21 protein-coding genes and 1 tRNA gene are annotated in these 26,680 nt (G+C 61.3%); 2 read left to right on the forward strand and 20 right to left on the reverse strand.

Annotation, left to right across the window (positions count from 1 at the left end; all coding sequences use genetic code 11):
* Positions 1-2 precede the first annotated feature (2 nt).
* The 17 genes from AC1Q6I_RS33005 to leuC form a co-directional block, all read right to left on the reverse strand.
* Positions 3-75, reverse strand: a tRNA-Val gene (locus AC1Q6I_RS33005).
* 107 nt (positions 76-182) lie between these two features.
* Positions 183-947, reverse strand: a complete 765-nt coding sequence (locus AC1Q6I_RS33010; RefSeq protein ID WP_051448900.1) for an SDR family oxidoreductase — start codon at positions 945-947, stop codon at positions 183-185.
* 11 nt (positions 948-958) lie between these two features.
* Positions 959-2,170: an O-succinylhomoserine sulfhydrylase gene (locus AC1Q6I_RS33015; protein WP_102624964.1), complete on the reverse strand. Its 1,212-nt coding sequence runs from the start codon at positions 2,168-2,170 to the stop codon at positions 959-961.
* 65 nt (positions 2,171-2,235) lie between these two features.
* Complete coding sequence (gene purF / locus AC1Q6I_RS33020) at positions 2,236-3,741, reverse strand: amidophosphoribosyltransferase (RefSeq protein WP_024076496.1); 1,506 nt, start codon at positions 3,739-3,741, stop codon at positions 2,236-2,238.
* A 41-nt stretch (positions 3,742-3,782) separates the two neighbouring features.
* Positions 3,783-4,340 (reverse strand): CvpA family protein, encoded by a 558-nt coding sequence (locus AC1Q6I_RS33025; protein WP_024076497.1) that lies wholly within the window; start codon positions 4,338-4,340, stop codon positions 3,783-3,785.
* 257 nt (positions 4,341-4,597) lie between these two features.
* Entirely contained in the window at positions 4,598-5,257 is a 660-nt protein-coding gene (locus tag AC1Q6I_RS33030; RefSeq protein ID WP_102624965.1) for an SPOR domain-containing protein, read from the reverse strand.
* Positions 5,241-6,548: a bifunctional tetrahydrofolate synthase/dihydrofolate synthase gene (folC, locus tag AC1Q6I_RS33035; RefSeq protein WP_024076499.1), complete on the reverse strand. Its 1,308-nt coding sequence runs from the start codon at positions 6,546-6,548 to the stop codon at positions 5,241-5,243. Before folC ends, AC1Q6I_RS33030 begins: the two co-directional genes overlap by 17 nt.
* Complete coding sequence (gene accD / locus AC1Q6I_RS33040; protein ID WP_024076500.1) at positions 6,545-7,465, reverse strand: acetyl-CoA carboxylase, carboxyltransferase subunit beta; 921 nt, start codon at positions 7,463-7,465, stop codon at positions 6,545-6,547. Before accD ends, folC begins: the two co-directional genes overlap by 4 nt.
* Before the next feature lie 244 nt (positions 7,466-7,709).
* Complete coding sequence (locus AC1Q6I_RS33045; RefSeq protein ID WP_024076501.1) at positions 7,710-8,342, reverse strand: phosphoribosylanthranilate isomerase; 633 nt, start codon at positions 8,340-8,342, stop codon at positions 7,710-7,712.
* Between the two features lie 63 nt (positions 8,343-8,405).
* A complete protein-coding gene (truA, locus tag AC1Q6I_RS33050; RefSeq protein WP_041160982.1) occupies positions 8,406-9,230 on the reverse strand; it encodes a tRNA pseudouridine(38-40) synthase TruA in 825 nt (274 codons plus the stop codon).
* A gap of 141 nt (positions 9,231-9,371) precedes the next feature.
* Entirely contained in the window at positions 9,372-11,951 is a 2,580-nt protein-coding gene (locus AC1Q6I_RS33055; RefSeq protein ID WP_102624966.1) for a FimV/HubP family polar landmark protein, read from the reverse strand.
* 162 nt (positions 11,952-12,113) lie between these two features.
* Complete coding sequence (locus AC1Q6I_RS33060; protein WP_102624967.1) at positions 12,114-13,124, reverse strand: aspartate-semialdehyde dehydrogenase; 1,011 nt, start codon at positions 13,122-13,124, stop codon at positions 12,114-12,116.
* Positions 13,125-13,373: 249 nt separating this feature from the next.
* Positions 13,374-14,486, reverse strand: a complete 1,113-nt coding sequence (gene asd, locus AC1Q6I_RS33065; protein WP_024076505.1) for an aspartate-semialdehyde dehydrogenase — start codon at positions 14,484-14,486, stop codon at positions 13,374-13,376.
* Positions 14,487-14,550: 64 nt separating this feature from the next.
* Entirely contained in the window at positions 14,551-15,633 is a 1,083-nt protein-coding gene (leuB, locus tag AC1Q6I_RS33070) for a 3-isopropylmalate dehydrogenase (RefSeq protein ID WP_024076506.1), read from the reverse strand.
* Positions 15,634-15,685: 52 nt separating this feature from the next.
* On the reverse strand, positions 15,686-16,450 hold the full coding sequence (locus tag AC1Q6I_RS33075; protein WP_102624574.1) for a class I SAM-dependent methyltransferase: 765 nt from the start codon (positions 16,448-16,450) through the stop codon (positions 15,686-15,688).
* A 129-nt stretch (positions 16,451-16,579) separates the two neighbouring features.
* Positions 16,580-17,224: a 3-isopropylmalate dehydratase small subunit gene (leuD, locus tag AC1Q6I_RS33080; protein WP_024076508.1), complete on the reverse strand. Its 645-nt coding sequence runs from the start codon at positions 17,222-17,224 to the stop codon at positions 16,580-16,582.
* 10 nt (positions 17,225-17,234) lie between these two features.
* Positions 17,235-18,653, reverse strand: coding sequence for a 3-isopropylmalate dehydratase large subunit (gene leuC / locus AC1Q6I_RS33085; RefSeq protein ID WP_024076509.1), 1,419 nt, complete (start codon positions 18,651-18,653; stop codon positions 17,235-17,237).
* Positions 18,654-18,800: 147 nt separating this feature from the next.
* On the opposite strand from leuC, the gene AC1Q6I_RS33090 reads away from it, so the two are divergent.
* Positions 18,801-19,691: a LysR family transcriptional regulator gene (locus AC1Q6I_RS33090; protein ID WP_024076510.1), complete on the forward strand. Its 891-nt coding sequence runs from the start codon at positions 18,801-18,803 to the stop codon at positions 19,689-19,691.
* A gap of 66 nt (positions 19,692-19,757) precedes the next feature.
* Entirely contained in the window at positions 19,758-23,036 is a 3,279-nt protein-coding gene (locus AC1Q6I_RS33095) for an EAL domain-containing protein (RefSeq protein WP_102624573.1), read from the forward strand.
* A 3-nt stretch (positions 23,037-23,039) separates the two neighbouring features.
* On the opposite strand, the gene AC1Q6I_RS33100 is transcribed toward AC1Q6I_RS33095, so the two are convergent.
* From AC1Q6I_RS33100 to AC1Q6I_RS33110, 3 genes are all read right to left on the reverse strand, one after another.
* The gene (locus tag AC1Q6I_RS33100) at positions 23,040-24,296 is read right to left on the reverse strand and encodes a hypothetical protein (protein ID WP_102624572.1); all 1,257 of its coding nucleotides are present in this window, start codon (positions 24,294-24,296) and stop codon (positions 23,040-23,042) included.
* 118 nt (positions 24,297-24,414) lie between these two features.
* Positions 24,415-25,203 carry a hypothetical protein gene (locus tag AC1Q6I_RS33105; protein ID WP_256581317.1) on the reverse strand — a complete coding sequence of 263 codons (789 nt, stop codon included), beginning with the start codon at positions 25,201-25,203 and terminating at the stop codon, positions 24,415-24,417.
* A 241-nt stretch (positions 25,204-25,444) separates the two neighbouring features.
* Positions 25,445-26,350, reverse strand: a complete 906-nt coding sequence (locus AC1Q6I_RS33110) for a hypothetical protein (protein WP_102624571.1) — start codon at positions 26,348-26,350, stop codon at positions 25,445-25,447.
* Positions 26,351-26,680 lie beyond the last annotated feature (330 nt).

Genomic DNA, 26,680 nt, shown 5'->3' on the forward strand with positions numbered 1-26,680 from the left:
GGTGGGTGATGACGGGATCGAACCGCCGACCCTCTGCTTGTAAGGCAGATGCTCTCCCAGCTGAGCTAATCACCCTTTGCTTCGTTGAGGCCGCGAAATTTACGCAGGTAGAGGACCTAAGTCAATAGCCCGCTTGAAGTTTTTCTGAAAAAGACAAAATTGCTTCAAGAGCGCTAACCGCCCTACTCGCTGTAAATCATCTTCTTGCTCATGCCACCGTCCACCACAAACTCTTGCCCCGTGACAAACCCGGCCTGACGCGACAGCAGCCATGCCACCATCGCAGCCACATCCTCCACCGTGCCAACCCTCCCCGCCGGATGCTGGGCATGATCGGCTTCGGTCAGTGGTTCTGCACGTCGCGCAGCGGGGTCACGCGCATCGATCCAGCCAGGGCTGACCGCATTGACCCGCACTTCCGGCCCAAGGCTCATCGCCAGGGCGTGCGTGAGCGCCAACAGGCCGCCCTTGCTCGCGGCGTAGGCTTCGGTGTCTGGCTCCGACTGACGAGCGCGGGTCGACGCCAGGTTGACGATGGCTCCCCCATGGGCACGCAGGTAAGGCGCACAGTGCTTGGCCAGCAGCATCGGCCCGCTGAGGTTCACCGCCAGCACGCGATTCCAGTAGGCCAGGTCGAGGCTTTCCAAGGTGATATTGCGCGGGTCGGCCACTGCTGCGTTGCAGACCAGCGCGTCCAGGCGCCCGAATTGCCCGAGCACTTCGGCCACGCCCTGGGCGACCTGCTTTTCGTCAGCCACGTCCATGGTAATAAACCAGGCGTTGTCGCCCAGCACCCCGGACACCTTGGACCCGCGCTCGCGGTCCAGGTCGGTCAATACCACCTGCCAGCCTTCGCTGATCAACCACGCCGCAATCCCCAGGCCAATGCCCCGTGCAGCGCCCGTCACCAAGGCGACACGCCCGTTACTGGCTGTTGCAGCCTCCATGGACCACTCGATCACAAGGCCGCCAGTCCACGAGACAGGTCAGCCTGCAAGTCAGCCACGTCTTCCAGGCCCACCGCAATGCGGATCAGGCTGTCACGAATACCCGCCGCTTCACGCTCTTGTGGCGCAAGACGGCCGTGGGAGGTGGTGCTCGGGTGGGTAATCGTGGTCTTGCTATCACCGAGGTTGGCGGTGATGGAGATCAGGCGCGTCGCATCGATAAAGCGCCAGGCGCCCTCTTTGCCGCCCTTCACTTCAAAACTCACCACGGCGCCAAAACCGCGCTGCTGGCGCTGGGCCAACTCGTGTTGTGGATGGCTCTTGAGACCGGCGTAGTGAACCTTCTCGATACCATCCTGCTGCTCCAGCCATTCGGCCAGGGCCTGGGCGTTGGCACAATGGGCCTTCATCCGCAGGCTGAGGGTTTCCAACCCCTTGAGGAAGATCCAGGCGTTGAACGGGCTCAGGGTCGGACCGGCAGTGCGCAAGAAGCCCACCACTTCCTTCATCTGCTCGCTGCGACCGGCAACAACACCGCCCATGCAACGACCCTGGCCGTCGATAAACTTGGTCGCCGAGTGCACCACAATGTCCGCGCCCAACTTCAGCGGCTGCTGCAAGGCAGGCGTGCAGAAGCAGTTGTCGACCACCAGCATCGCGCCTTTGGCGTGGGCCACTTCGGACAGCGCGGCGATATCCACCAACTCGGCCAACGGATTGGACGGCGACTCGACGAACAGCAACTTGGTGTTGGCCTTGATCGCCACATCCCAGCCGGAAAGGTCCGCCAAGGGCACGTAGTCCACTTCGATACCGAAGCGCTTGAAATACTTCTCGAACAGGCTGATGGTCGAACCGAACACGCTGCGCGACACCAACACGTGGTCGCCGGCGCTGCACAGGCTCATCACCACCGCCAGGATCGCCGCCATGCCGGTAGCCGTGGCTACCGCCTGCTCAGCACCTTCCAGCGCAGCAATACGCTCTTCGAACGCTCGCACAGTCGGATTGGTATAACGCGAATAGACATTGCCCGGCACTTCGCCGGCAAAACGCGCGGCGGCGTCGGCAGCAGTGCGGAACACGTAGCTGGAAGTGAAGAACATCGGGTCACCGTGCTCACCTTCGGGGGTGCGGTGCTGGCCAGCGCGCACTGCCAGGGTATCGAAAGCTACGCCATCGAGGTCGCTGTCCAACCGACCGGCATCCCATTCCTGACTCATGCTGCGACTCCTTACTCAATTCTTTATTTAAGATACAAAACCGGCCCCTCAGGGCCGGTGTCTACTCAGTTGTTGTACAGGTCGATGATCGCGCTGACCGCCTGGGTCTTGATCTTCGACGAGTCGTTACGCGCCTGCTCGATCTTGTTCAGATAGGCCTCGTCAACATCCCCGGTCACGTACTTGCCGTCGAACACGGCGCAGTCGAACTGGTCGATCTTGATCTTGCCACCGCCAACCGCTTCGATCAGGTCCGACAGGTCCTGGTAGATCAACCAGTCGGCGCCAATCAGGTCAGCGACGTCCTGGGTCGTACGGTTGTGGGCGATCAGTTCGTGAGCGCTCGGCATGTCGATGCCGTATACGTTCGGGTAGCGCACGGCAGGCGCTGCGGAACAGAAGTACACGTTCTTCGCACCGGCTTCACGGGCCATCTGGATGATCTGCTTGCACGTGGTACCCCGCACGATGGAGTCGTCCACCAGCATCACGTTCTTGCCGCGAAACTCCAGCTCAATGGCGTTGAGCTTCTGGCGTACCGACTTCTTGCGCGCCGCCTGGCCAGGCATGATGAAGGTGCGGCCGATGTAGCGGTTCTTGACGAAGCCTTCGCGGAACTTGACACCCAGGTGGTTGGCCAGCTCCAGCGCGGCGGTACGGCTGGTGTCCGGAATAGGGATCACCACGTCGATATCGTGCTCAGGACGCTCGCGCAGGATCTTCTCGGCCAGCTTCTCGCCCATGCGCAGGCGCGCCTTGTAGACCGAGACGCCGTCGATGATCGAATCCGGACGCGCCAGGTAGACGTGTTCGAAGATGCACGGGGTGAGTTTCGGCGCGACAGCGCACTGACGGGTATGCAGCTTGCCATCTTCGGTGATGTACACCGCTTCGCCCGGCGCCAGGTCACGGATCAGGGTGAAGCCCAGCACGTCCAGGGACACGCTTTCGGAGGCAATCATGTACTCGACGCCTTCGTCGGTGTGACGCTGGCCGAACACGATCGGGCGGATGCCATGCGGGTCGCGGAAACCCACGATGCCATAGCCGGTGACCATGGCCACCACCGCGTAACCACCGACGCAACGGTTGTGCACGTCGGTCACGGCGGCGAACACATCTTCTTCGGTCGGCTGCAGCTTGCCGCGCTGGGCCAGCTCGTGGGCGAACACGTTGAGCAGCACTTCCGAGTCGGAACTGGTGTTGACGTGGCGCAGGTCAGATTCGTAAATCTCCTTGGCCAGTTGTTCAACGTTGGTCAGGTTACCGTTGTGCGCCAGGGTGATGCCGTAAGGCGAGTTGACGTAGAACGGTTGAGCTTCGGCCGAGGTCGAGCTACCGGCAGTCGGGTAACGCACATGGCCAATGCCCATGTGCCCGACGAGGCGCTGCATGTGACGCTGATGGAACACGTCACGTACCAACCCATTGTCCTTGCGCAGGAATAACCGGCCGTCGTGGCTGGTCACAATACCGGCAGCGTCCTGGCCGCGGTGCTGGAGGACGGTTAGCGCGTCATACAGCGCCTGATTGACGTTCGACTTACCGACGATACCGACGATGCCACACATGCGACGCAACCCCTACTTAATGAATCTTGACTGAACACTGCTTACTGAGGCGTTTTGGCCGGCAAGAGGTGTTCCTTGAACGGAAGATCAGCGGGTACGCTGATTCCGCTGGCCAGCCACTGACTGCTCCACCCCAGAATGAGGTTCTTGGACCAATCTGCAACCAATAGAAATTTTGGCACGAGTACCGACTCCTGCCACCATGCATCCTGCTGTACCGGCCCCAGGCTCAACAGCCCGACCGCCACGACCACCAGCAACGCGCCACGCGCGGCGCCAAAGGCCATGCCGAGAAATCGATCGGTCCCGGAGAGGCCGGTGACACGTATCAACTCGCCAATAAGATAATTGACCATTGCCCCCACCAGCAGCGTGGCGATGAACATGATGGCGCAGCCCGCGATGACGCGAGCCGAGGGTGTCTCGATGTATCCGCTCAGGTAGACCGACAGCGAACCGCCGAACATCCAGGCGACGACTCCTGCGATGATCCAGGTCAGCAGCGACAGTGCTTCTTTGACGAAGCCGCGGCTTAGACTGATCAAAGCGGAGATGGCGACGATTGCAACAATCGCCCAATCAACCCAGGTAAATGGCACGTTTGAGCCTACGGACGGATGAGGCGGCGCATTTTAGCAGAGCTCCGGGCTATCGGTAAGCTGTGATTGCGGGTGCTTTGCAAATCAATAGTTTGTGGCGAGTTGAGCGCATTTCAAGCCCCGCACAAAAGCAAAGCGGGAGGGGGCTTGCTCCCGATGGCGGTGGGTCAGTCAGCACATCGGATACTGACCCATCGCTATCGGGAGCAAGCCCCCTCCCACATTTGACTGCATTCCAGGCTGAACGCGAGGCGAACTCAGCCGCGCTCAGGCTGGAAACGGGTGACGAAACCCTTCAGGTTCTGCTGGCGATCCAGCAAATCCCGCAAGCGGTCCGCCTCGGCGCGCTCGATCAGCGGCCCGATAAACACCCGATTCTTGCCATCGGCACTGCGGATATAGGCGTTATACCCCTGGCTACGCAGTTTTTTCTGCAAGGCGTCGGCGCCGTCGCGATTGCCAAGGCTCGCGACCTGAATCGACCAACTGATCGGCAGGCCATTAGGGTCGATACGGCTCTGGCCCACATCCGGCTTGCCCGGTGCAGCCGGTTGCGGTGCGACCGGCTTGGGCGCCGCGGCTGGCGTAACAGGCTTCGCGGCGACAGCCGGAGCCGGTGTCGGCTTGACCACCGGCACACTTGGCTGCACCGGCATCGAAGGCGCTTGCTGGGCGGCCACTTCATCATCGGTCGGCACCGGCTCCTCCTCAGGCAATGCCTGCGGCTCCGGCACCACCACCGGCTCAACCTGCACCTGCGGCACGGCCGAAGCCTGGGGCGCTGCGGGCACGTCCACGACAACCTGGCGCTGTTCATCCTGGCGGGAGAAGAGCATCGGCAGGAAAATCACCGCCAATGCCACCAGCACCAAGGCTCCGACCATTCGCTGCTTGTATGCGCTATCCAGTAATGCCATGTGCAGCTTCCTCCGTGGAGCGCCGGGCCAACCACTCAAGCGCCTCGGCAACACAATAAAATGATCCGAACAACAGAATTTCATCCTCGGCCGTTGCTACCGCACACTGGGCCTCAAGGGCAGCGGTAACGCTTGCATAAGACGTCACGGACGCGCCAAGGTTCTGCAAGGCCACTACCAGTTCGGCGGCCGGACGGCTGCGCGGCGTATCCAGCGGCGCCACCGCCCATGCCTGGACACTGCCCAACAAGGGTGAAACCACGCCATCCAGGTCCTTGTCGGCCAACAAACCGAAGACTGCCAGACGACGACCCACCGGCGGCGTGCGCGACAGGCGCTGCGCCAGGTATTGGGCCGCATGCGGGTTATGACCCACGTCCAGCAGCAGGTTCAAGCGCTTGCCTGCCCAGTTGAACACCCGGCGGTCCAGGCGCCCGACCACCCGGGTCGCCAACAACGTCGCGGCAATCTGCTCGGCGTCCCATGGCAAGTCCAGCAGCAGGTAGGCTTGCAGCGCGAGCGCCGCATTTTCCATCGGCAGGTTCAGCAGCGGCAAATCATGCAGTTCGACCACTTGGCCACGCGCATCACGCCCGCGCCACTGCCAATGCTCAGCGCCAATCTCAAGATTGAATTCATGCCCGCGCAGGAAGAACGGACAATCCAGCTCGCGCACCTTGTCGAGCAAGGTATGAGGCGGATCCAGGTCGCCGCACAGCGCTGGCTTGCCCCGGCGAAAGATCCCGGCCTTTTCATAGGCCACGGACTCGCGGGTATTACCCAGGTAATCGGCATGATCGACACCGATGCTGGTGACCAGCGCCAAGTCGGCATCCACCACGTTGACCGTGTCCAGACGCCCGCCCAGCCCGACTTCCAGCACAACCACGTCCAGTTGCGCACGCTCGAACAGCCAGAACGCCGCCAGGGTGCCCATTTCGAAGTAGGTCAGGGAGATCTCGCCACGCCCTGCATCGAGGGCCGCGAAGGCTTCGCAGAGTTGCTGGTCAGTGGCTTCGACGCCATTGAGTTGCACCCGCTCGTTGTAACGCAGCAGGTGCGGGGAATTATAGACGCCCACTTTCAGCCCTTGAGCTTGCAGCAGCGCCGCGACAAAGGCACAAGTAGAGCCCTTGCCGTTGGTGCCGGTCACCGTGATCACGCGCGGTGCCGGGCGGCCCAACCCAAGGCGGGCCGCTACCTGTTGCGAGCGCTCCAGGCCCATGTCGATGGCGGACGGATGCAACTGCTCCAGGTAGGCGAGCCATTCGCCCAGGGTACGTTGGGTCATAGGTTTGCTGGCACCGGCGGCACGACCATCGGCTCAACCTTCGGAGCAACGTAGACCGGCGTCGGCAGGCCCATCATCTGCGCCAGCAGGCTACCCAGGCGTGGACGCAGCTCACCGCGCGGGATGATCAGGTCGATCGCGCCGTGCTCCAGCAAGAACTCGCTGCGCTGGAAGCCTTCGGGCAGTTTTTCGCGAACGGTCTGCTCGATCACTCGCGGCCCGGCAAAGCCGATCAGGGCTTTTGGCTCGCCAACGATCACATCCCCCAGCATCGCCAGGCTGGCGGAAACGCCGCCGTAGACCGGATCAGTCAGTACGGAGATGAACGGAATACCTTCTTCGCGCAGACGCGCCAATACCGCGGAGGTCTTGGCCATTTGCATCAAGGAGATCAACGCTTCCTGCATACGCGCACCACCGGAGGCGGCGAAGCAGATCATCGGGCAACGGTTTTCCAGGGCGTAGTTGGCGGCACGTACAAAACGCTCACCGACGATGGCACCCATGGAGCCGCCCATGAAGGAAAATTCAAACGCAGACACCACCACCGGCATGCCCAGCAGCTTGCCGCTGACGGAAATCAGCGCATCCTTCTCACCGGTCTGCTTCTGCGCAGCGGTCAAACGGTCCTTGTACTTCTTGCCGTCGCGGAACTTGAGGCGGTCAACCGGTTCAAGGTCAGCACCCAGCTCGTTACGGCCATCGGCGTCGAGGAAGATGTCGATGCGGGCGCGGGCGCCAATACGCATGTGATGGTTGCACTTGGGGCAAACGTCCAGGGTCTTTTCCAGCTCCGGGCGGTACAGCACCGCGTCGCAGGATGGGCACTTGTGCCACAGACCTTCAGGAACCGAGCTTTTTTTCACCTCGGAACGCATGATCGAAGGGATCAGTTTGTCTACTAACCAGTTGCTCATGCTTTCTTTCTCCAGTACCGGTGGCTTGAACACAGCCCCGCGTATGCCCTTGAGCTAAATTCATATGTGGCGATGACACATGCTGGACGGGGTCAGGCGTTCGACCAGCCATTTCCCGCATGCATCCTCAGCCTTCCAGACAACCGGCCAATGCACGGTCGCCACTTCATTTCCGGGCCTCCCGCAGGCGGCACCGGGCTGTTTTACACAGTGGTCACTATGGACGGCGGCAGACTGCCCGCCGTCACATCGCCTCCCTGCTGTTGCGCACGGCCTGCATGAATGCGCGAATCTTGCTGTGGTCCTTGATGCCCTTGCCCTGCTCTACGCCACCGCTGACATCCACGGCATACGGGCGAACCTGCGCGATCGCCGCCCCGACATTCGCGGGATTGAGCCCACCCGCCAGGATGATCGGCTTGCTCAGCCCCTCGGGAATCAGCGCCCAGTCGAACGCTTCGCCCGTGCCGCCAGGTACCCCCTCGACATAGGTGTCCAGCAAAATCCCGCGTGCACCAGTATAAGCAGCGCAGGCGCCAGCGATATCGTCACCGGCCTTGACCCGCAACGCCTTGATATATGGGCGTTGATAGCTTTCGCATTCATCAGGGGTTTCGTCGCCGTGGAACTGCAGCATGTCCAGCGGTACGGCATCCAGGGTTTCGTTGAGTTCGCAGCGGCTGGCGTTGACGAACAAGCCGACAGTGGTCACGAACGGCGGCAACGCGGCGATGATAGCCCGCGCCTGCAACACATTCACCGCCCGTGGGCTCCTGGCATAAAACACCAAGCCAATGGCATCCGCCCCCGCCTCGACGGCCGCCAGCGCGTCTTCTATGCGGGTAATCCCGCAAATCTTGCTGCGAACGGCAGACATATTGTAGAAACCTCAGGGGGAAACCGAGAAAGTCCCGGATGGTAACAAAAGCTTTTCCGGGCGTCAGCCGCCAAGTTCGCTGAAACCTGTGAGGAAGTGTGGTCCGATGAAACGCTGCGGCAACTCGAACTCGTCGCGGTACTCCACATCCACCAGGTACAGGCCGAACGGATGGGCCGTGACGCCGCCGGTACGGCGAATGCGGCTTTCCAGCACTTCCTTGGCCCACTCAACCGGCCGCTCGCCGGTGCCGATGGTCATCAGTACGCCGGCGATATTGCGCACCATATGGTGCAGGAACGCCCCCGCGCGGATATCCAGCACAATCATCTTGCCATGGCGGGTTACCCGCAGGTGGTGGACTTCCTTGATCGGCGACTTGGCCTGGCACTGACCGGCGCGGAACGCACTGAAATCGTGGACACCGACCAAGTGCTGCGCTGCTTCGGCCATGCGCTCGGCATCCAGCGGACGGTGGTTCCAGGTAATTTCTTCGTTGAGGTGCGCCGGACGGATCTGGTCGTTGTAGATCACATAGCGATAGCGCCGGGCGATGGCCTTGAAACGCGCATGAAAATGCGCGGGCATGACCTTGGCCCAGCTGACGCTGACATCATGGGGCAAATTGATATTGGCGCCCATGACCCACGCCTTCATCGAACGCTCAGCCTGAGTGTCGAAGTGCACTACCTGGCCACACGCGTGTACGCCCGCATCAGTGCGCCCGGCGCACATCAGCGAGACCGGTGAGTCGGCGACTTTCGACAGCGCGTTCTCCAAGGTTTCCTGCACCGTCAGCACACCCGAGGCCTGGCGCTGCCAGCCGCGGTAGCGCGAACCTTTGTATTCCACGCCCAGGGCGATCCGGTAAAAGCCTGCGGCCGCCATTTCGGCGGCCGCGTTATCTATATTTGCCAAGAACTGAGAGCCTGATGAGTTGCGCAAAGGCGGCCATTATAAATGCGGCAGCTGAGTGGCGTGCGCTTTTGTTAGGGATTGACCCCTCCCACACTGGACGTGCGTCGAACTTCAGATTTTGCCGAGCATTTCCTTGGCTTCGCTGCGCTGGACATCATCGCCTTCGGTCAGCACTTCGGAGAGGATATCCCGCGCGCCATCAGCATCCCCCATGTCGATATAAGCCTGGGCCAGGTCGAGCTTGGTGGCGACCTCATTGGTCCCGGAAAGGAAATCGAACTCCGGCTCATCGTCACCCAACGCTGCATCTTCAGCCGTGAAGGAAGGCTCGATCGGCGGGTTCTCCAAGCTCTGGGACAGGCGGTCGAGCTCGGCGTTGACATCATTCAGTTCGGAAGCGAAGCCATCAGGCTTGGCCGTCGCCGGAGCCTCTGGCTCATCGGCCAGGGACAGGTCAAAGTCTTCCGGCAGATCGAAGTCGTCCAACGCGGCCGGCGTCAGTGTCGGCGGTTCGACCGCCGGCGCATCCTTCATCTGCTCCTCAAGACCGGAGAGGAAGTCATCATCAGACAGCGCAGACGGCGCATCGAGTTGCAGGTCCAGGTCAAAATCCGACAAGTCGTCCTGGCTTGCCTTGGCTTCTGTCTGCTGCTGCAGGACCGACTCGAAACTCAATTCGTCTTCCAGGTTCGCTGGCGAGGCCGCTTCCAGGTCATCCAGGCTGAGGTCGAAGTCAGTGTCGAGCGCATCGGCTTCAGCTACCGGCGCTGGCGCGGGCGTTGGCGCTGGCTTGTCTTCCAGCAGGTCCTTGACGTATTGAGCGTCCAGCGCGGCAGCGGCTACCGCAGCACTTACACCCGCCGCCAACACGGCCATGGCCGGGAAGCGCGACTTGAGCTGCTCGACCTGGGCATGGTTTTCACCATTGGCCACCAGCTGGCGCTCCTGGGTCACGAATCCGTCCTTGTCACTTTGCAGGCCGTAGACTTCCATCAGCTTCAAACGCAGGTCGCTGCGCTTGGGTTCGTGCTTGATCGCCTGCTCCAGAACATCGGCGGCCTGGTTCAGGTGGCCACGGTCGATATGGGACTGGGCCTGAGCCAAGGCGTCGGACGAGTGCTCGGGTGCGACCGCGACCGCCAGCGGCGACAGCACCGACGCCACGCTCGGCACCACGACCGCAGCGGGAGCGGGAGCCGGCGCAGGAGCCGCCGCCAGCTTGACGTTCGGCGGCGTGACCTCAAGGCCCTCGAAGCTGTCCGGCGGCAGGTCTTGATCGATATTCGAGGTGAATTCCGGCTCTTCGGCCAGGGCCCGCGCCATGCGCAGGTGCTTTTCCTCTTCGCGGCGCGCGTTGCGATGGCGTGCCCACAGCAACAGGAGCAACAACACCAACAAGCCAGCGGCACCGCCGATCACCCCCAGGACTATCGGGTTGGTCAGCAGGTCGTTGAATTTGCCTTCGGCAGTGGTCGGGGCGGCATCCGCCTTGATGGGGGCGGGCGAAGGCTCGGCAGGGGCCGGAGCGGCCGGCGTTGCAGCCGGTGCTGCCGCCGCGGCGGCCGGGTCAACCGTCAACTGAGCAGGCATCGCCGCCGTCGCCGGGGCAGCCGATTTATCCGCCTGCAGCCTGGCCAATTGATCATTTTTCAGCTGGATCAGCTTTTGCAGCTTGTCCAACTGGCTCTGCAGGTCGGCAGCACGGCTTTTCAGTTCTTCGTTGTCGCGACGGGTGGTGTCCAGTTGTTCCTGGGTCATCGCCAGTTTGTCGCTCAGGGCCTGGCTATCGCCCGCCTTGCCCTTGGCGCCCTTCTTCGCATCGGCCGAGACCAGGCTCAAGTTGTCCTTGGCATTGGTGCTCGACGGCGCATTGCCTGACTGGGTGCGCCTGGTGGCATCCAGTTGCTGCTTGCCCGCGGCTTGATTGCTCGCCGTACGGCGCCCCTGGCGCCAGGCGAGGTTCTGCGCCGACACTTCGGCGATCGCCTTGGGTTGCGCGAGTGCCGTGCTTTGTACCGTGTCCGGCAGGCGCAGCACCTTGCCGGTTTTCAAGCGGTTGATATTGCCGTCGATAAAGGCGTCGGGGTTCAGTGCCTGGATGGCCAGCATCGTCTGCTGTACCGAACCGCCATTGTGGTACTTCTCGGCAATTTCCCACAGGGTGTCGTGGGAGGTAGTCGTATGCTGGGCGGGCTTGCTCACGGCGGGCGCCGTATTGGCCGGCGCACTCAGGCGCGGCGCGGGGGCTGCTGGAGCTGTAGGGGCTGCGGCGGCTGGCGCCTGCTGGTCGAACTTGGCCGGGTCGAGCAGCACGCTGTAGTCGCGCATGAGGCGACCATTGGGCCATTGCACCTGCAACAGGAAGCGCACATAGGAGTCCGGCAGCGGCTTGCTGGAGGTGACACGCACCACACTGCGGCCGTTGGGATTGATCACCGGCGTGAACGTCAGGTCGTTGAGGAATGCCTGGCGATCGACGCCGGCATCCACGAACGCCTGGGATGAAGCCAGGCTCGGCGTGATCTCGGAGGCTGTGAGGCCGCCGACATCGAGCAATTCGATTTCCACCGACAATGGCTGGTTCAACTTCGACTTGAGGGTCATCTCCCCCAGCTGCAGCGCCTGCGCCATACCGGAGGACAGCGCCGAGGCGGCCGCTATTGCTAACACCAGTTTGCGAACTTGAACCATAGCCTCATCCTTTGTTTGAACACTCCCCGGCCTGCGAGAAGGTTGGTAACCGCTGCCATAAGGCATGGCGAGCCGATAGGTCACCGACGCGCTTCTGTTCCTGCTTGGGGCCAAGCATAGCGCCTGGTTAGAATCAATCTACAAATTGCCGCCAAGTATCTTTTACACAAGGCCTTTTATCAACAACTGCGCCAGTTGCACGGCATTCAGGGCGGCGCCTTTGCGTACGTTATCTGACGTCAGCCACAAATTAAGTTCCGCCGGATCGTCCACACCGGCGCGAACCCGTCCTACATACACCACATCCTGACCCACCGCATCGCCCACGGCAGTCGGGTAATCACCCTCTTCCACCAGCTCGATGCCCGGTGCCGCTTCAAGCACACGGTTAACGGCGGCAAGGTCGACCGGCGCGCCCAATTGCAAGGACACAGTCAGGCTATCGCCAAAAAACACCGGGGCTTGAACGCAAGTTGCGGAAATCTTTAGCAAAGGAGTTTCCAGCACGGCACGCAGTTCGTGTACGAGACGTTTCTCCAAGGCCGTATGACCTTGGGCGTCTGGCTTGCCGACTTGTGCCAGCAGGTTGAAGGCCATCTGCCGATCAAAGAACTGCGGCTCCAGCGGGCGCACATTCAACAGCTCGGCGGTTTGCCGGGCCAGTTCGCTGACCGCTTCACGGCCTTGGGCCGAGACCGCCAGGTTGGCGGTGACGGCGACCCGCTGGATATCCAGCAAACCGCGCAACGGCGCCAGGACGACGGCGAGGTTGGTCGCGGACGGGCTCGGGCTGCTCAGCTGGAATGGCGCTTTCAGACCCTCGAGCACGTGGGCATTGGCCTCCGGCACCACCTGGGGTGCCTGATCGGCGGGCAAGGCTCCCGACAGGTCGATCACCGAACAGCCGGCCGCCGTGGCACGCGGCGCAAAGCTCAGTGTCGCCGCCGGACCGGCCGCGAAGAAGGCCAGTTGCACCTTGCTGAAATCGAACTCATCGACTTCGCGCACGCGCACGTTCTTGCCACGAAACGGCACCGACGAACCGGCAGAATTGCTGCCCGCTAACAGATGCAGGACGCCGACCGGGAAATTCAACTCTTCGAGAATCTGTACCAGGGTTTCGCCAACGGTGCCGGTGGCGCCGATCACGGCGATATCAAAGGTCTGGGTCATGGAGGCTGCCTCGGGCATTGCGGGGGGAGCGGCACTTTACCGGGTGCTTGGGGGGGCAGGCAATTAAGCTGGGGCTGGTGGTGGGGCTGATGATGCTATCGGGGGCAAGCCCCCTCCCACAGTGAACAGCATTTCAACGTTGGAATTCGGTCGAATGTGGGAGGGGGCTTGCCCCCGATAGCGCCCGAAAGAACAACAAAAAACCCGCGCCTGTCACCAGTCGCGGGTTTCTTGTATTGCCTCAGGCGATCAACGCTCCAGCAGGATCCGCAGCATGCGACGCAGCGGCTCGGCCGCGCCCCACAGCAGTTGGTCGCCGACGGTAAACGCGCCCAGGTACTGGGTGCCCATGTTCAACTTGCGCAGACGGCCCACCGGTACATTCAGGGTGCCGGTGACCTTGGTTGGGCTCAGCTCCTGCATGCTGATGTCGCGGTTGTTCGGCACCAGCTTGACCCAAGGGTTGTGCTGGCTGATCAGCCCTTCGATATCGGCGATCGGCACGTCTTTGTTCAGCTTGATGGTCAGCGCCTGGCTGTGGCAGCGCATGGCGCCGATGCGTACGCAGATGCCATCCACCGGGATCGGGCTCTTGAAGCGGCCGAGGATCTTGTTGGTTTCGGCCTGGGCCTTCCACTCTTCACGGCTCTGGCCGTTCGGCAGCTCTTTGTCGATCCACGGGATCAGGCTGCCAGCCAACGGCACGCCGAAGTTCTCGGTCGGGTACGCGTCGCTGCGCATGGCTTCGGCCACGCGGCGGTCGATGTCGAGGATCGCGCTGGCCGGATCGGCCAGTTGATCGGCGACCGCCGCGTGGGTCGCGCCCATCTGCTTGATCAGCTCACGCATGTTCTGCGCGCCGGCACCGGAGGCTGCCTGATACGTCATGGCGCTCATCCACTCGACCAGGCCGGCTTCGAACAAGCCGCCCAGGCCCATCAGCATCAGGCTGACGGTGCAGTTGCCGCCGACGTAGTTCTTGGTACCTGCGTCCAACTGCTGGTCGATGACCTTGCGGTTGACCGGGTCAAGGATGATCACGGCGTCGTCCTGCATGCGCAGGCTCGACGCGGCGTCGATCCAATAACCCTGCCAGCCGGCGTCGCGCAGCTTGGGGAAGACTTCGCTGGTGTAGTCGCCACCCTGGCAGGTCAGGATCACGTCGAGGGTTTTGAGCTCGTCAATGCTGTAGGCGTCCTTGAGCGGGGCAATATCCTTGCCCACGGACGGCCCTTGGCCACCCACGTTCGAGGTGGTGAAAAACACCGGCTCGATAAGATCGAAATCCTGCTCTTCCAGCATCCGCTGCATGAGCACGGAACCGACCATACCGCGCCAACCGATCAGACCTACACGTTTCATCGCAACTACACCTTGTTAAAAAGTGGGCCGCCTTGCAGCAACAACTGCAAGCGGGCCCGAGAGATTACAGATTCCGCAACGCGGCGACTACTGCGTCGCCCATTTCTTGCGTACCGACTTTGGTGCAACCCTGCGACCAGATGTCGCCCGTGCGCAGGCCTTGGTCCAGCACCAGGCTCACCGCCTTCTCGATCGCGTCCGCCGCAATGCCCTGGTTGAAGCTGTAGCGCAGCATCATCGACACCGACAAAATGGTCGCCAACGGGTTGGCGATACCCTGGCCGGCGATGTCCGGTGCCGACCCGTGGCATGGCTCGTACATGCCCTTGTTGTGGGTGTCCAGGGACGCCGACGGCAGCATGCCGATGGAACCGGTGAGCATCGAGGCCTGGTCGGACAGGATGTCGCCGAACAGGTTGTCGGTAACGATCACGTCAAACTGCTTCGGCGCGCGCACCAGTTGCATGGCGGCGTTGTCGACGTACATGTGGCTCAGTTCGACGTCCGGGTAGTCCTTGGCCACTTCTTCAACGATTTCGCGCCACAGTTGGCTGGACGCCAGGACGTTGGCCTTGTCCACCGAGCAAATTTTCTTGCCGCGCACACGGGCCATGTCGAAACCGACACGGGCGATACGGCGGATTTCACTCTCGCTGTACGGCAGGGTGTCGTAGGCCTGACGCTCACCATTTTCCAACTCACGCACGCCACGTGGCGAGCCGAAGTAGATACCGCCGGTCAGCTCACGCACGATCAGGATATCCAGGCCCGCCACCACTTCCGGCTTGAGGCTGGAAGCGTCGGCCAGTTGCGGGTAGAGAATCGCCGGGCGCAGGTTGCCGAACAGGCCCAGTTGCGCACGGATCTTCAGCAGGCCGCGCTCAGGGCGGATATCACGCTCGATCTTGTCCCATTTCGGGCCACCCACGGCGCCGAGCAGCACAGCGTCGGCCGCACGGGCGCGGTCCAGGGTTTCATCGGCCAGAGGCACGCCGTGCTTGTCGATGGCCGCGCCGCCGATCACGTCGTGGCTCAATTCGAAGCCCAGGCTGTACTTGGTGTTGGCCAGTTCCAGGACCTTGACCGCTTCGGCCATGATTTCCGGGCCAATACCGTCGCCAGGGAGAATCAGAATCTGCTTGCTCATGCGTTCCTCATTTCATCAAGCGACCCGCCCGTGGGCAGGTCGGGAAAAATAATCAGCGTTCGGCCCAGACCACCAGTACGTCGGTGCTGAAGGTGCCGTCGGCCTGAATTTCGTAGTAATCGCGCACTTCCTGGCCCATTGCCTGCTGCAGTTGCAGGATCGCAGCACGCAAGGCCGGTGGCGTGCGCATGCGCTCGACCCATGAGCTGTATTCCAGGCGCAGGCGCTGGCGACTGCTGTTGCGCACATGCAAGCCGGCTTCGCTGAGTTGGCGCATCCACTCGGCGGCGGAATAATCGCGCACGTGGCTGGTATCGCGCAGCACTTCGACGGTTTGCAGGTAAGTGTCCAACAGCGGGCTGCCCGGTGACAAGACGTCTACAAACGCCGCCACGCCGCCCGGTTTGAGCACCCGACGGACTTCGCGCAGGGCCAGGCCGAGGTCGCTCCAATGGTGCGCCGAATAGCGGCTGAACACGAAGTCGAATTCGCCATCGGCAAACGGCAGGCGCTCGGCAGCGCCGTGCACGGTGCTGATGTTGCCCAGGCCACGATCCTTGGCTGCGGCTGCCACCACGTCGAGCATCTGCTGGGACAGGTCGTAGGCCACCACTTCCTTGACCAGCGGGGCCACATGGAAACTCACGTGACCGGCACCGCAACCCAGGTCCAGCAGTCGCGCAGCGCCCTGCCCGGCCAGTTCGGCCTGGAGCAACGCGAATTCGGTGCCTTGGGCGTGCACGGCACTGCTCAGGTAGGCAGAGGCTTGCTCGCCGAATTGTTTTTGCACGACTTGGGTGTGGGCGGTGTTGGTCATGGTGGCATCCTTCAAGGGTTGTGTTGCTAGTACCGGCCCTATCGGGGGCAAGCCCCCTCCCACAGGGGAACGCATTCCAAATGTGGGAGAGGGCTTGCCCCCGATGAGGCCGGTCCTGCCTACATCAATTCAGGCGTCACGAAACAACCATGGCTGGCTCGCCCGGTGCTTGGCTTCAAACGCCGCAATCGCATCGCCGTCCTGCAAGGTCAGGCCGATATCGTCCAGGCCGTTGAGCAGGCAGTGCTTGCGGAACGCATCGACTTCAAAGTGATACACCTTGCCATCCGGGCGGGTCACGGTTTGCGCGGCCAGGTCAATGGTCAACTGATAACCCACATCGGCTTCCACCGCTTTGAACAGCTCATCCACTTCCGCATCGCTCAAGATGATCGGCAACAGGCCGTTCTTGAAGCTGTTGTTGAAGAAGATGTCGGCATAGCTCGGCGCGATGATGCTGCGAAAGCCATATTCTTCCAGGGCCCACGGCGCGTGCTCACGGCTGGAGCCGCAGCCGAAGTTCTCGCGGGCCAGCAGCACGCTGGCGCCCTGGTAGCGCTCGGCGTTGAGCACGAAGTCCTTGTTCAACGGGCGCTTGGAGTTGTCCTGGTAGGCGTAGCCCACGTCCAGGTAGCGCCACTCGTCGAACAGGTTAGGGCCGAAACCGGTGCGCTTGATCGACTTCAAGAACTGCTTGGGGATGATCTGGTCGGTGTCCACGTTGGCACGGTCCAACGGCGCGACAAGGCCTGTGTGTTGGGTAAAAGCTCTCATCGGGTATTCCTCAGATCAATTCGCGAACGTCGATGAAACGACCGTTGACGGCAGCCGCGGCGGCCATGGCCGGGCTGACCAGGTGGGTACGGCCACCGGCGCCCTGGCGCCCTTCAAAGTTACGGTTGGAGGTGGACGCGCAATGCTCGCCGGACTCCAGGCGGTCCGGGTTCATCGCCAGGCACATCGAGCAGCCCGGCTCACGCCATTCAAAACCGGCGTCGAGGAAGATCTTGTCCAAGCCTTCCGCTTCGGCTTGCGCCTTGACCAGGCCCGACCCCGGCACCACGATGGCTTGCTTGATGGTCGAGGCGACTTTACGGCCCTTGGCGATCACCGCCGCAGCGCGCAGGTCTTCGATCCGCGAGTTGGTGCAGGAGCCGATAAACACGCGATCCAACTGGATGTCGGTGATCGCCTGGTTGGCTTTCAAGCCCATGTACTTCAATGCACGCTCGATGGAGCCACGCTTGACCAGGTCGGCTTCCTGCGCCGGGTCCGGCACGTTCTGGTCGACGGCCAGGACCATTTCCGGCGAGGTGCCCCAGCTGACTTGCGGCTTGATCTGGGCAGCGTCCAACTCGACCACGGTGTCGAACACCGCATCGGCGTCGGAGACCAGGTCTTTCCAGGCTTCGACAGCCGCGTCCCAATCAGCGCCTTTCGGGGCGAATGGACGACCTTTGACGTATTCGATGGTTTTTTCGTCCGCCGCCACCATCCCCACACGGGCACCGGCTTCTATGGACATATTGCAGATGGTCATGCGGCCTTCGATGGACAGGTCGCGAATGGCGCTGCCGGCGAACTCGATGGCATGGCCGTTACCGCCGGCGGTGCCGATCTTACCGATCACCGCGAGCACGATGTCCTTGGCGGTGACGCCGAACGGCAACTTGCCTTCGACCTTCACCAACATGTTCTTCATTTTTTTGGCGACCAGGCACTGGGTGGCGAACACATGTTCCACCTCGGAGGTGCCGATGCCATGGGCCAAGGCGCCGAACGCACCGTGGGTCGAGGTGTGGGAGTCGCCGCAGACCACGGTCATGCCCGGCAAGGTGGCGCCCTGCTCCGGGCCAATCACGTGAACGATCCCTTGACGCACGTCATTCATCTTGAATTCGGTGATGCCATATTCGTCGCAGTAATCGTCGAGGGTCTGTACCTGCAAACGGGACACCGTGTCGACAATGGCGTCGATCCCGCCCTTGCGTTCCGGGGTGGTCGGCACGTTGTGGTCCGGGGTGGCGATGATGGAGTCGACGCGCCAGGGCTTGCGCCCGGCCAGCCGCAGGCCTTCGAACGCTTGGGGCGAGGTCACTTCATGGATGATGTGACGGTCGATATAGATCAGCGACGAGCCATCGTCGCGCCGTTTCACTTCATGGGAATCCCAAAGCTTGTCGTAAAGCGTTTTGCCGGCCATCAGTCGGTCCTCATCAGCGGTATTTCTATGCCCCGGGTCTTGAGACATTCAATAACCCTTTGGCTTGTGAGGCTGATGGTATGGCGCTACATTAAATAACTCAAATTCATATTTTTTATGCTTTGGATTACCAACTGGAATACAACAATGGACCTGGCCAACCTCAATGCCTTTATTGCCATCGCCGAGACCGGCAGCTTCTCCGGCGCCGGTGAACGCCTGCACCTGACCCAACCGGCCATCAGCAAGCGCATCGCCGGCCTGGAACAGCAATTGAAGGTGCGTTTATTCGATCGCCTGGGCCGTGAAGTCGGCCTGACCGAGGCCGGCCGCGCCCTGCTGCCGCGCGCTTATCAGATTCTCAACGTGCTGGACGACACCCGCCGCGCCCTCACCAACCTCACCGGCGAAGTCAGCGGGCGCCTCACCTTGGCCACCAGTCACCATATCGGCCTGCACCGTCTGCCGCCGGTATTGCGCACGTTCACCCGCACGTACCCGAACGTGGCACTGGACATCCAGTTTCTCGATTCGGAGGTCGCCTATGATGAAATTCTGCACGGTCGCGCCGAAGTGGCGGTGATCACCCTGGCGCCCGCCCCCCACAACCTGGTGCGCGCCACTCCTGTGTGGGACGACCCACTGGATTTCGTGGTGGCACCGGAGCACAGCCTGATCAGCAACGGCCCGGTCAACCTGGCCGATATCGCCGGGCACCCGGCGGTCTTTCCCGGCGGCAATACCTTTACCCATCATATTGTCAGCCGCTTGTTCGAGGCCCAGGGCCTGACGCCAAACATCGCCATGAGCACTAACTACCTGGAAACCATCAAGATGATGGTTTCCATTGGCCTGGCCTGGAGCGTGCTGCCGCGCACAATGCTCGATGACCAGGTGGCAAGTATCGCTTTGCCGGGCATACAACTCAGTCGCCAGCTAGGCTATATCGTGCACACTGAAAGGACGCTGTCGAACGCTGCGCGGGCGTTCATGAGCCTGCTGGATGCACAAGTCGATCTGCCAGGAGCATCGGCATGACACTGTGCGGCCTCAAGGCCTGACTGAACCCGCGCTGTTTGCCCATCGAGCCAAGGCCCTTTGATAATGCGCAACCCCGTCGATTCCGTGCCACCCCTACCCCGCATCTACGCCCTTGACCCTCAAGAGGCGGAACGAAGCTGGGACAGCGCTCCGCAGTTGCTGGCAGCTCTGAACGCCGCACGGCTGGGAGCGTGGTGCTGGGAAATCGAAACCGGCCGGATCAGTTGGTCCCGAGGCACCCAGGCGCTGTTTGGCTTCGACCCCCACCAGCCGCTGCCCAGGGACGTGGATTACCTTGACCTGCTGGCACCGCAGGATCGCGCCCGGGTCGTTCGGGCCTTCCACGCGGTGCTGGCCGGCGAGCCGTTCGAACAGGCCATGCACCACCACATCCAATGGCCGGATGGCAGCCACCACTGGCTGGAGATCAACGGCAACCTGGCACCGGACAAGGCCGGCCGGCGCCGCATGATCGGGGTGATCCGCGAGACCACCCGCCAACGCGAACGGGAACACGCCCTCAGCCACTCCGAAAAGCGCTTCGCGACGCTGTTTCACCTGTGCCCGAACATGGTCCTGCTGACCCGCCAGTCGGATGGCCTGATCAGCGAGGCCAACCAGTATTTCCAGATGCTGTTCGGCTGGCCATTGGCCGAAGCGATAGGCCGCACCACCCTGGAACTGGGCCTGTGGCGCCATCCCGAGCAACGCGCGCAACTGGTCAAGGCGACCCAGCGCAAAGGTGAACCCATCACCATGGAAGTACAGTTCTGCGCAAGCAGTGGACAGATCCACGATGGCACCCTCAGCGCGCAAAAAGTCGAGCTGGAGGGCGAGGCCTATTTGCTCAGCACCTTCCTCGACACCACCGAACGCAAAAACGCCGAGCAGGCCCTCAAGGACAGCCAGGAACGCCTCGACCTGGCGCTGGACTCGGCGCAGTTGGGCACCTGGGATTGGCATATCCCCAGCGGCATGCTCTACGGCTCAGCCCGTGCCGCCCAGTTGCATGGCCTGCCGGCCGAGCCCTTCCATGAATCCTTCGAGGCATTTTTCGAGGGCATGCCCAAGGAAGAGCGCGAGAACATGCGCAACGCCTATCGCACCCTGCGCGAAGGCCCGGCCGGCAATTATCAACTGACTTACCGCGTGCAACTGGAAGACGGCAGCTCACGCTACCTGGAAAGCCGCGCGCGCCTGTACCGCGACGAAAAAGGCGCTCCGCTGCGCATGGCCGGCACCCTGCTGGATATCACCGACCAGGTCGAGCGCGAACAACGGCTGACCGCCTCCGAAGAAAAATTCGCCAGCCTGTTCCAGGCCAGCCCCGACCCGATTTGCGTCACTTGCCTGGAAAGTGGCGCGTTTATCGAAATCAACCCGGCCTTCACCCAGACCTTTGGCTTCACCGCCGCCGAAGTGCTCGACAAGAGCGCCGAACAGATCGGCCTGTGGGATGAGTCGAGCAGGCGCCTGCAACGAATCGAACAAGTCATACGCGACCAGGCGCTGAACAATGTCGCCATCGTGGTGCACCACAAGGACGGCCAAAGCCTGACGTGCGTGATTTCCAGCCGACTGATCAAGGTCGGCGACCAGCCGTGCATCGTCACGACGCTGCGGGACATCACCCAGCAGCAACGCTCGGAAGCCGCGCTGAAGGCCAGCGAAGAAAAATTCGCCAAGGCGTTCCACTCCAGCCCCGACGCGATTTCCATCACCGAGCGCGACACCGGCCGCTATGTGGAAGTCAACGATGGCTTCTGCCGGCTGACCGGTTTTCGCGCCGAAGAAGCCATCGGCCTGACGCTCTACCAGATCGGCATCTGGGCCGATGAAAAACAACGCGCCGCGCTGCTGGCCGAATTGCAGCTCAAGGGGCGCATCCATCACCTGGAAATGCTCTGGCACAACAAGCGCGGCGAGGTATTGACGGTGGAAGTGTCGGTCGAACCGATCACTCTCAATGAAACCCCGTGCCTGCTGCTGACCGCTCGGGACGTGAGCCTGCTGAAAAACGCGCAGGCTCAGATTCGCCACCTGGCCTATCACGACCCGCTGACCAACCTGCCCAACCGCGCCTTGCTGATGGACCGGCTGAGCCAACAGATTGCCTTGCTCAAGCGCCATAATTTGCGCGGCGCCCTGCTGTTTCTCGACCTCGATCACTTCAAGCACATCAACGACTCCCTCGGCCATCCGGTGGGCGACACCGTATTGAAAATCGTCACTGCTCGCCTGGAAGCCAGCGTGCGCATGGAAGACACCGTGGCGCGCCTGGGAGGCGATGAATTCGTGGTGCTGCTCAGCGGCCTGGACGGCACCCGCACGGCAGTCAGCGCCCAGGTACAGGAACTGGCCGATACCCTGCGCGAACTGCTCTCGGAACCGATGTTCCTCGACGGCCATCGGCTGCAAGTCACGCCAAGCATTGGCGTAGCGCTGATTCCCGACCATGGCTCGACCCCGGCGGACCTGCTCAAGCGTGCCGACATCGCCCTGTATCGCGCCAAGGATTCCGGGCGCAACACCACGCAGATGTTCCACAACAGCATGCAGAAGACCGCCAGCGAGCGGCTGCGCATGGAAACCGACCTGCGCCTGGCCCTGTCACGCGGCGAATTCAGCGTGCATTACCAGCCCCAGGTGGATGCGCGCGGCAACAAGATTGTCGGTGCCGAGGCCCTGGTGCGCTGGCAGCATCCGCAGCTGGGCGCACAGTCGCCATCGGAATTTATCAAGGTCCTGGAAGACAGTGGCCTGATCCTCGAAGTGGGCACCTGGATCCTCGATGAAGCCTGCGCCGCGTTTCAGCAACTGATTACCGAAGGTCTGGTAGACCCGCTGAACTTCAGCCTGTGCGTGAACATCAGCCCCCGGCAGTTTCGCCAGGCCGATTTTGTCGAACGGGTGGAGCACAGCCTCAAGCAACATCAACTGCCCCACAGCCTGCTGAAACTGGAAATCACCGAAGGCATCGTGATCCAGAACCTGGAAGACACCGTGGCCAAGATGCGCCGCCTGAAAAAACTCGGCGTCAGCTTTGCCATGGACGATTTCGGCACCGGTTATTCCTCCCTGACTTACCTCAAGCGCCTGCCGGTGGATGCGCTGAAGATCGATCAGTCCTTTGTCCGCGATGCCACCCACGACCCCAACGACGCGGAAATCATCCGTGCCATCGTGGCCATGGCCCGCAGCCTGAACCTGGAAGTCATCGCCGAAGGGGTGGAGACCGCGGAGCAACTGGCGTTCCTGCAAAAGCTGGGATGCCATTTGTTCCAAGGGTATTTGCACAGCCGGCCATTGCCGATCGAAGCGTTCAGACGGTTGCTGGAATAGCCCTCACGCCAGCTTCAAGGCCCGCAACCCGGTATTCATCCATCGCGATGACGCCAGGCGGTGCTTTTGCCCATAGTAGTCAACCGCACCGTTGACCACCGCGACCGAATGGAAACGGTCCGCCAGGGTACCGATCGCACCGTTTGCCAGCTCCTCAACAGTACTTTCGCGCATATAGCCAAACAGCCCGAGACGCCGCAGCGCCTCCCCTGGCGTTTCCCCGTCGTTGAGGGTTTCCAAAGCCACCGCATAACCCTGCCCGGCCCGCGAATCGTTATTCTCCAATTGCGCGCGCTTGGCGCTGACGGCGTACAAAAAGTTCGCATAGCTCAGCAATTGCGGGTGGGCGCCACGAAAGTTCGAGGCTTGTGTCGCCTGGCTGACTTCATCATGGCTCAATTGCAGCCTGAAGGAATCCCGCATGGTCACGTCAAAGCCATCCGGGGTGAGGTGAATGTGCTTATAGATACCCTGGGAGTCCTGCCCGAAGCGCATCAGGGCCGCCTTGATCGCTGAAACGGTGACGCAATTACCTTCCGCACCTTGATAGAACCCCTCCCAGATTTGCGCAGGCGACGGGTTTTCGCCCTCATGGGACACCGCCTGGGCATCGCTGCGCAGCGGTTTCCTATCGTCAAACAATACATACCCGTAGTCCTGATGCCTGCCCCCCTCTTTGACTAACGCGGCACCAAAGTCATGCGTCTGCATGACGCCCACCGCCCCGTTGAGCTTCATGTCGTTCGACGAGACAAACTGCGAAAGGCCGTACACCCCCATGCCCTGCAAGCACCGCTTGAGCGTCTCGCCCTCGACGGTCTTTGACAAGGCCGCGCCAAACGTCGAGTAGCCGTGGGTCATCTGCTTGCGTTTCACAAAGGCGGCGAACACAAAGTTGGCATCCCTGACCGCACCGTCGTCCTCACCGGCAAAGCGTGAGGCCTGCGCCGCCTGTTCCATTTCCTGGCGCGAAAGACGAACCTTGAATTCATCCTTCATCGTGACTTCATAGCCATCACCTGAACGCTTGACCTCGTTGAACATCCCGGCAGGATGTTGTCCGAAGGTCATCATCATCAACTTGATGACCGCCGCATGGCTGCTGCAATCAAAATGCTCGCCGAACCGACGTTGCGTCGCGTTAAATGCCCGGGCGATGTCGGCGGGCTTTTCCCCTGCATGCTTCGAAGAAGATTCCGACAAGCCCTGGCCTTGCACACCCATCGGGGTCACCGGACGAGCCAATACCGAGATATTCATCCACTGGATTCCTGATGTTTATCTAAACCGCAGAACGCGCAGCCAGGACGCACGCACACCACCCCAGCGTTGATCGAGTACGCCCCAGAGGGCTGCTGCGTTCTTCCATTCACGTCAGTCACATAAGCGCTACAGCATCACCGTGGGTTGGCGCCCAGCCCGGGCTGCCCCATAACTCCTCCCGCCCATTGATGACCGCCACCGAATGCCCGGTTCGATTGCACATCCCCAGTTGGCCGCGAGCGAGTTCACTGACGTGGACGCGCTTCATGTGTTTCCTTAATCCCAGTCGCAAAAAACCCTCCCCAGGCCCGGTCTCATCCTCGCCATCATTCAAACTGCGGATCGCAGCCTGATAACTGCGGCCCGCCGTGCGATCGTTGTTTTCCATCTGTGCCCGCTTGGCACTGACGGCGAAGAGAAACTGCGCATCCTGAAGCATGCCTCTGTCGGTACCGGCAAACTTCGCGCCCCGCGCACCTTCAATCAATTCACGATCACTCAGGGTAAGCCGGAAGTCATCACGCATGACCACGTGATAACCATCGCCCGTTTTTTGCACCTCTTTGAAAATATCCGTGGGGCTTTGGCCGAATCGATACATCGCCGCCTTGATGGCCGATACCGTCACACAGTTGCCGTCGGGCCCCTGGCGAAACCCGCTCCAGATATTGTCCGGCTTGGCGCCGTTTCGCTTATTCGAAAGGCCTGGGATATACACCGCTGGCGCCGGCCGTGGCGCCACAGGTTCTGGTACCACTCGCGGTGCCACCTCGGGGCGCGGAGGCGGTACATCGGGGACTGTTTTGTCTTTTCTATCCGATAGCAGGTTAATCAGTTGAGTAAAAAATGAGGAAAACAGCGCCACCATTGTCTGGATAGCGTCTGAATTATCACCCACTCCCATCGTACTTCCCTGCGCAGTGGGCGCGAAACGAACACCCTGCCCGGCACTAGTGGATGGCGGGGTTGAGTCATTACTGACACTCAGAGAATCCGTAGGCAGTACCTGGCGCATATCCCCGACACGCGCAATATTATTAATTGAACAACACGACATGCAGCCCTCCACGAGCAGGTACTTCGCTAAACGGTTAAGTTCAGGAAGTACGCGCTCTATTCAAAGTATCGAGATCAAGTAAGCCAGGTCAGGACATGAACTTCGGACGCGGCGCGAACCGCCAACTCCTTGGGTCGAATCGATTATCCGTAGGGGCTGGGCTGGTTAAGTCCGGGGTAACAGGAGGTGCCGGCTGTGGCGTGACCTCAGGCGTCGGCGTTACGTTGGGTTTTACATCCGACTGGACTTCAGGCTTCGGGCTGGGTGTTGTGTCGGGGTTCATGTTCAGCTTGACCTCAGGCCGTGGGCTTGGCGTTACGCCTGGCTTGACCTCGGGCTTGGGGCGGGGCGTTACCCAGGGTTTCACATTCAGCCTGGGTTCCACGACGGGCTTGGGCACGTCCGGCAGCACCCGCGGCTTCAACCCGCCGTCCGGTAACGACTGCGTATCCGGGCAATGGCAATGGCCGACGTTCACGTTCACATGCACATTGGCCTTGGCATCGTTGTTCACGCTGATGTGGGGAGGTAAAACCAGTTCCTCATGCGGCTCGTGCTCGTGCTCGTCAGGCCGCACCCATGCCGGATCAACGTACCGAGGCTCCATCGGCAGCTTCACGCCTGGCAAGTCCCGCTGCTGTGGTTTCAACGGCAGGTTGCCCTTGTCAGGGGTCACAGGCAGCTGGCGCGCGTCCGGCTTAACGCCCGGCAATTGCCCCGACTGGGGCAGTACATCAGCGGCTATGTTTCTTCCGGAAAGCACCTCGCGCATGGCCCTGAAGACCATATCAAACATGTCAAACAACTTGGTGAGTGCACCGCCATTGACTATCACGTTATTGGGCGCAACTTGGAAACAGTCACTGCGAACCGGCGCCCGAGTATCTGCCTTGGCAGGCAGCGCACTTTTATTGACATCGGCTGAAGCTGGGCTACGGTCATAGACCGACTTATCAACATTGACAAAGGGGGAGTTATTGATCGATAGCGACATTAGCAAGTTCCTTATTCAGCGCGGCCTGACGTACGTTAGTTGGCCAGGGAAGCGATAGTCTGTAGGGGCTGCGAACAACGGCGTTGCTTCACAGTCATTACATTCGTGGAACATCACGCCATCGAGTTCCTGAAATCGCGCTTCATATAAGGAAACCAAACTGAATCTTCAGACTTTTCCCCATGACTTCCAGAGGAATGCCGCGTATCAAACGGGGCCGACATGCCCTTACAGGACACACACGCTAATAAACCGGCTCTTCGCATTTAAGGGTGTAGAAAAAATCTGACCGGCTGGAAAAGGAGTCGAGGATCTTAGAAAATGTAAGCT

The organism is Pseudomonas sp. MPR-R2A5 (genome assembly GCF_058793055.1).

Coding starts and splice junctions, on each gene's coding strand:
- AC1Q6I_RS33010 (WP_051448900.1), bottom strand. CDS start 947: ATGGAGGCTGCAACAGCCAGTAACGGGCGTGTCGCCTTGGTGACGGGC.
- AC1Q6I_RS33015 (WP_102624964.1), bottom strand. CDS start 2,170: ATGAGTCAGGAATGGGATGCCGGTCGGTTGGACAGCGACCTCGATGGC.
- purF (WP_024076496.1), bottom strand. CDS start 3,741: ATGTGTGGCATCGTCGGTATCGTCGGTAAGTCGAACGTCAATCAGGCG.
- AC1Q6I_RS33030 (WP_102624965.1), bottom strand. CDS start 5,257: ATGGCATTACTGGATAGCGCATACAAGCAGCGAATGGTCGGAGCCTTG.
- folC (WP_024076499.1), bottom strand. CDS start 6,548: ATGACCCAACGTACCCTGGGCGAATGGCTCGCCTACCTGGAGCAGTTG.
- accD (WP_024076500.1), bottom strand. CDS start 7,465: ATGAGCAACTGGTTAGTAGACAAACTGATCCCTTCGATCATGCGTTCC.
- AC1Q6I_RS33045 (WP_024076501.1), bottom strand. CDS start 8,342: ATGTCTGCCGTTCGCAGCAAGATTTGCGGGATTACCCGCATAGAAGAC.
- truA (WP_041160982.1), bottom strand. CDS start 9,230: ATGGCGGCCGCAGGCTTTTACCGGATCGCCCTGGGCGTGGAATACAAA.
- AC1Q6I_RS33055 (WP_102624966.1), bottom strand. CDS start 11,951: ATGGTTCAAGTTCGCAAACTGGTGTTAGCAATAGCGGCCGCCTCGGCG.
- AC1Q6I_RS33060 (WP_102624967.1), bottom strand. CDS start 13,124: ATGACCCAGACCTTTGATATCGCCGTGATCGGCGCCACCGGCACCGTT.
- asd (WP_024076505.1), bottom strand. CDS start 14,486: ATGAAACGTGTAGGTCTGATCGGTTGGCGCGGTATGGTCGGTTCCGTG.
- leuB (WP_024076506.1), bottom strand. CDS start 15,633: ATGAGCAAGCAGATTCTGATTCTCCCTGGCGACGGTATTGGCCCGGAA.
- AC1Q6I_RS33075 (WP_102624574.1), bottom strand. CDS start 16,450: ATGACCAACACCGCCCACACCCAAGTCGTGCAAAAACAATTCGGCGAG.
- leuD (WP_024076508.1), bottom strand. CDS start 17,224: ATGAGAGCTTTTACCCAACACACAGGCCTTGTCGCGCCGTTGGACCGT.
- leuC (WP_024076509.1), bottom strand. CDS start 18,653: ATGGCCGGCAAAACGCTTTACGACAAGCTTTGGGATTCCCATGAAGTG.
- AC1Q6I_RS33090 (WP_024076510.1), top strand. CDS start 18,801: ATGGACCTGGCCAACCTCAATGCCTTTATTGCCATCGCCGAGACCGGC.
- AC1Q6I_RS33095 (WP_102624573.1), top strand. CDS start 19,758: ATGCGCAACCCCGTCGATTCCGTGCCACCCCTACCCCGCATCTACGCC.
- AC1Q6I_RS33100 (WP_102624572.1), bottom strand. CDS start 24,296: ATGAATATCTCGGTATTGGCTCGTCCGGTGACCCCGATGGGTGTGCAA.
- AC1Q6I_RS33105 (WP_256581317.1), bottom strand. CDS start 25,203: ATGGGAGTGGGTGATAATTCAGACGCTATCCAGACAATGGTGGCGCTG.
- AC1Q6I_RS33110 (WP_102624571.1), bottom strand. CDS start 26,350: ATGTCGCTATCGATCAATAACTCCCCCTTTGTCAATGTTGATAAGTCG.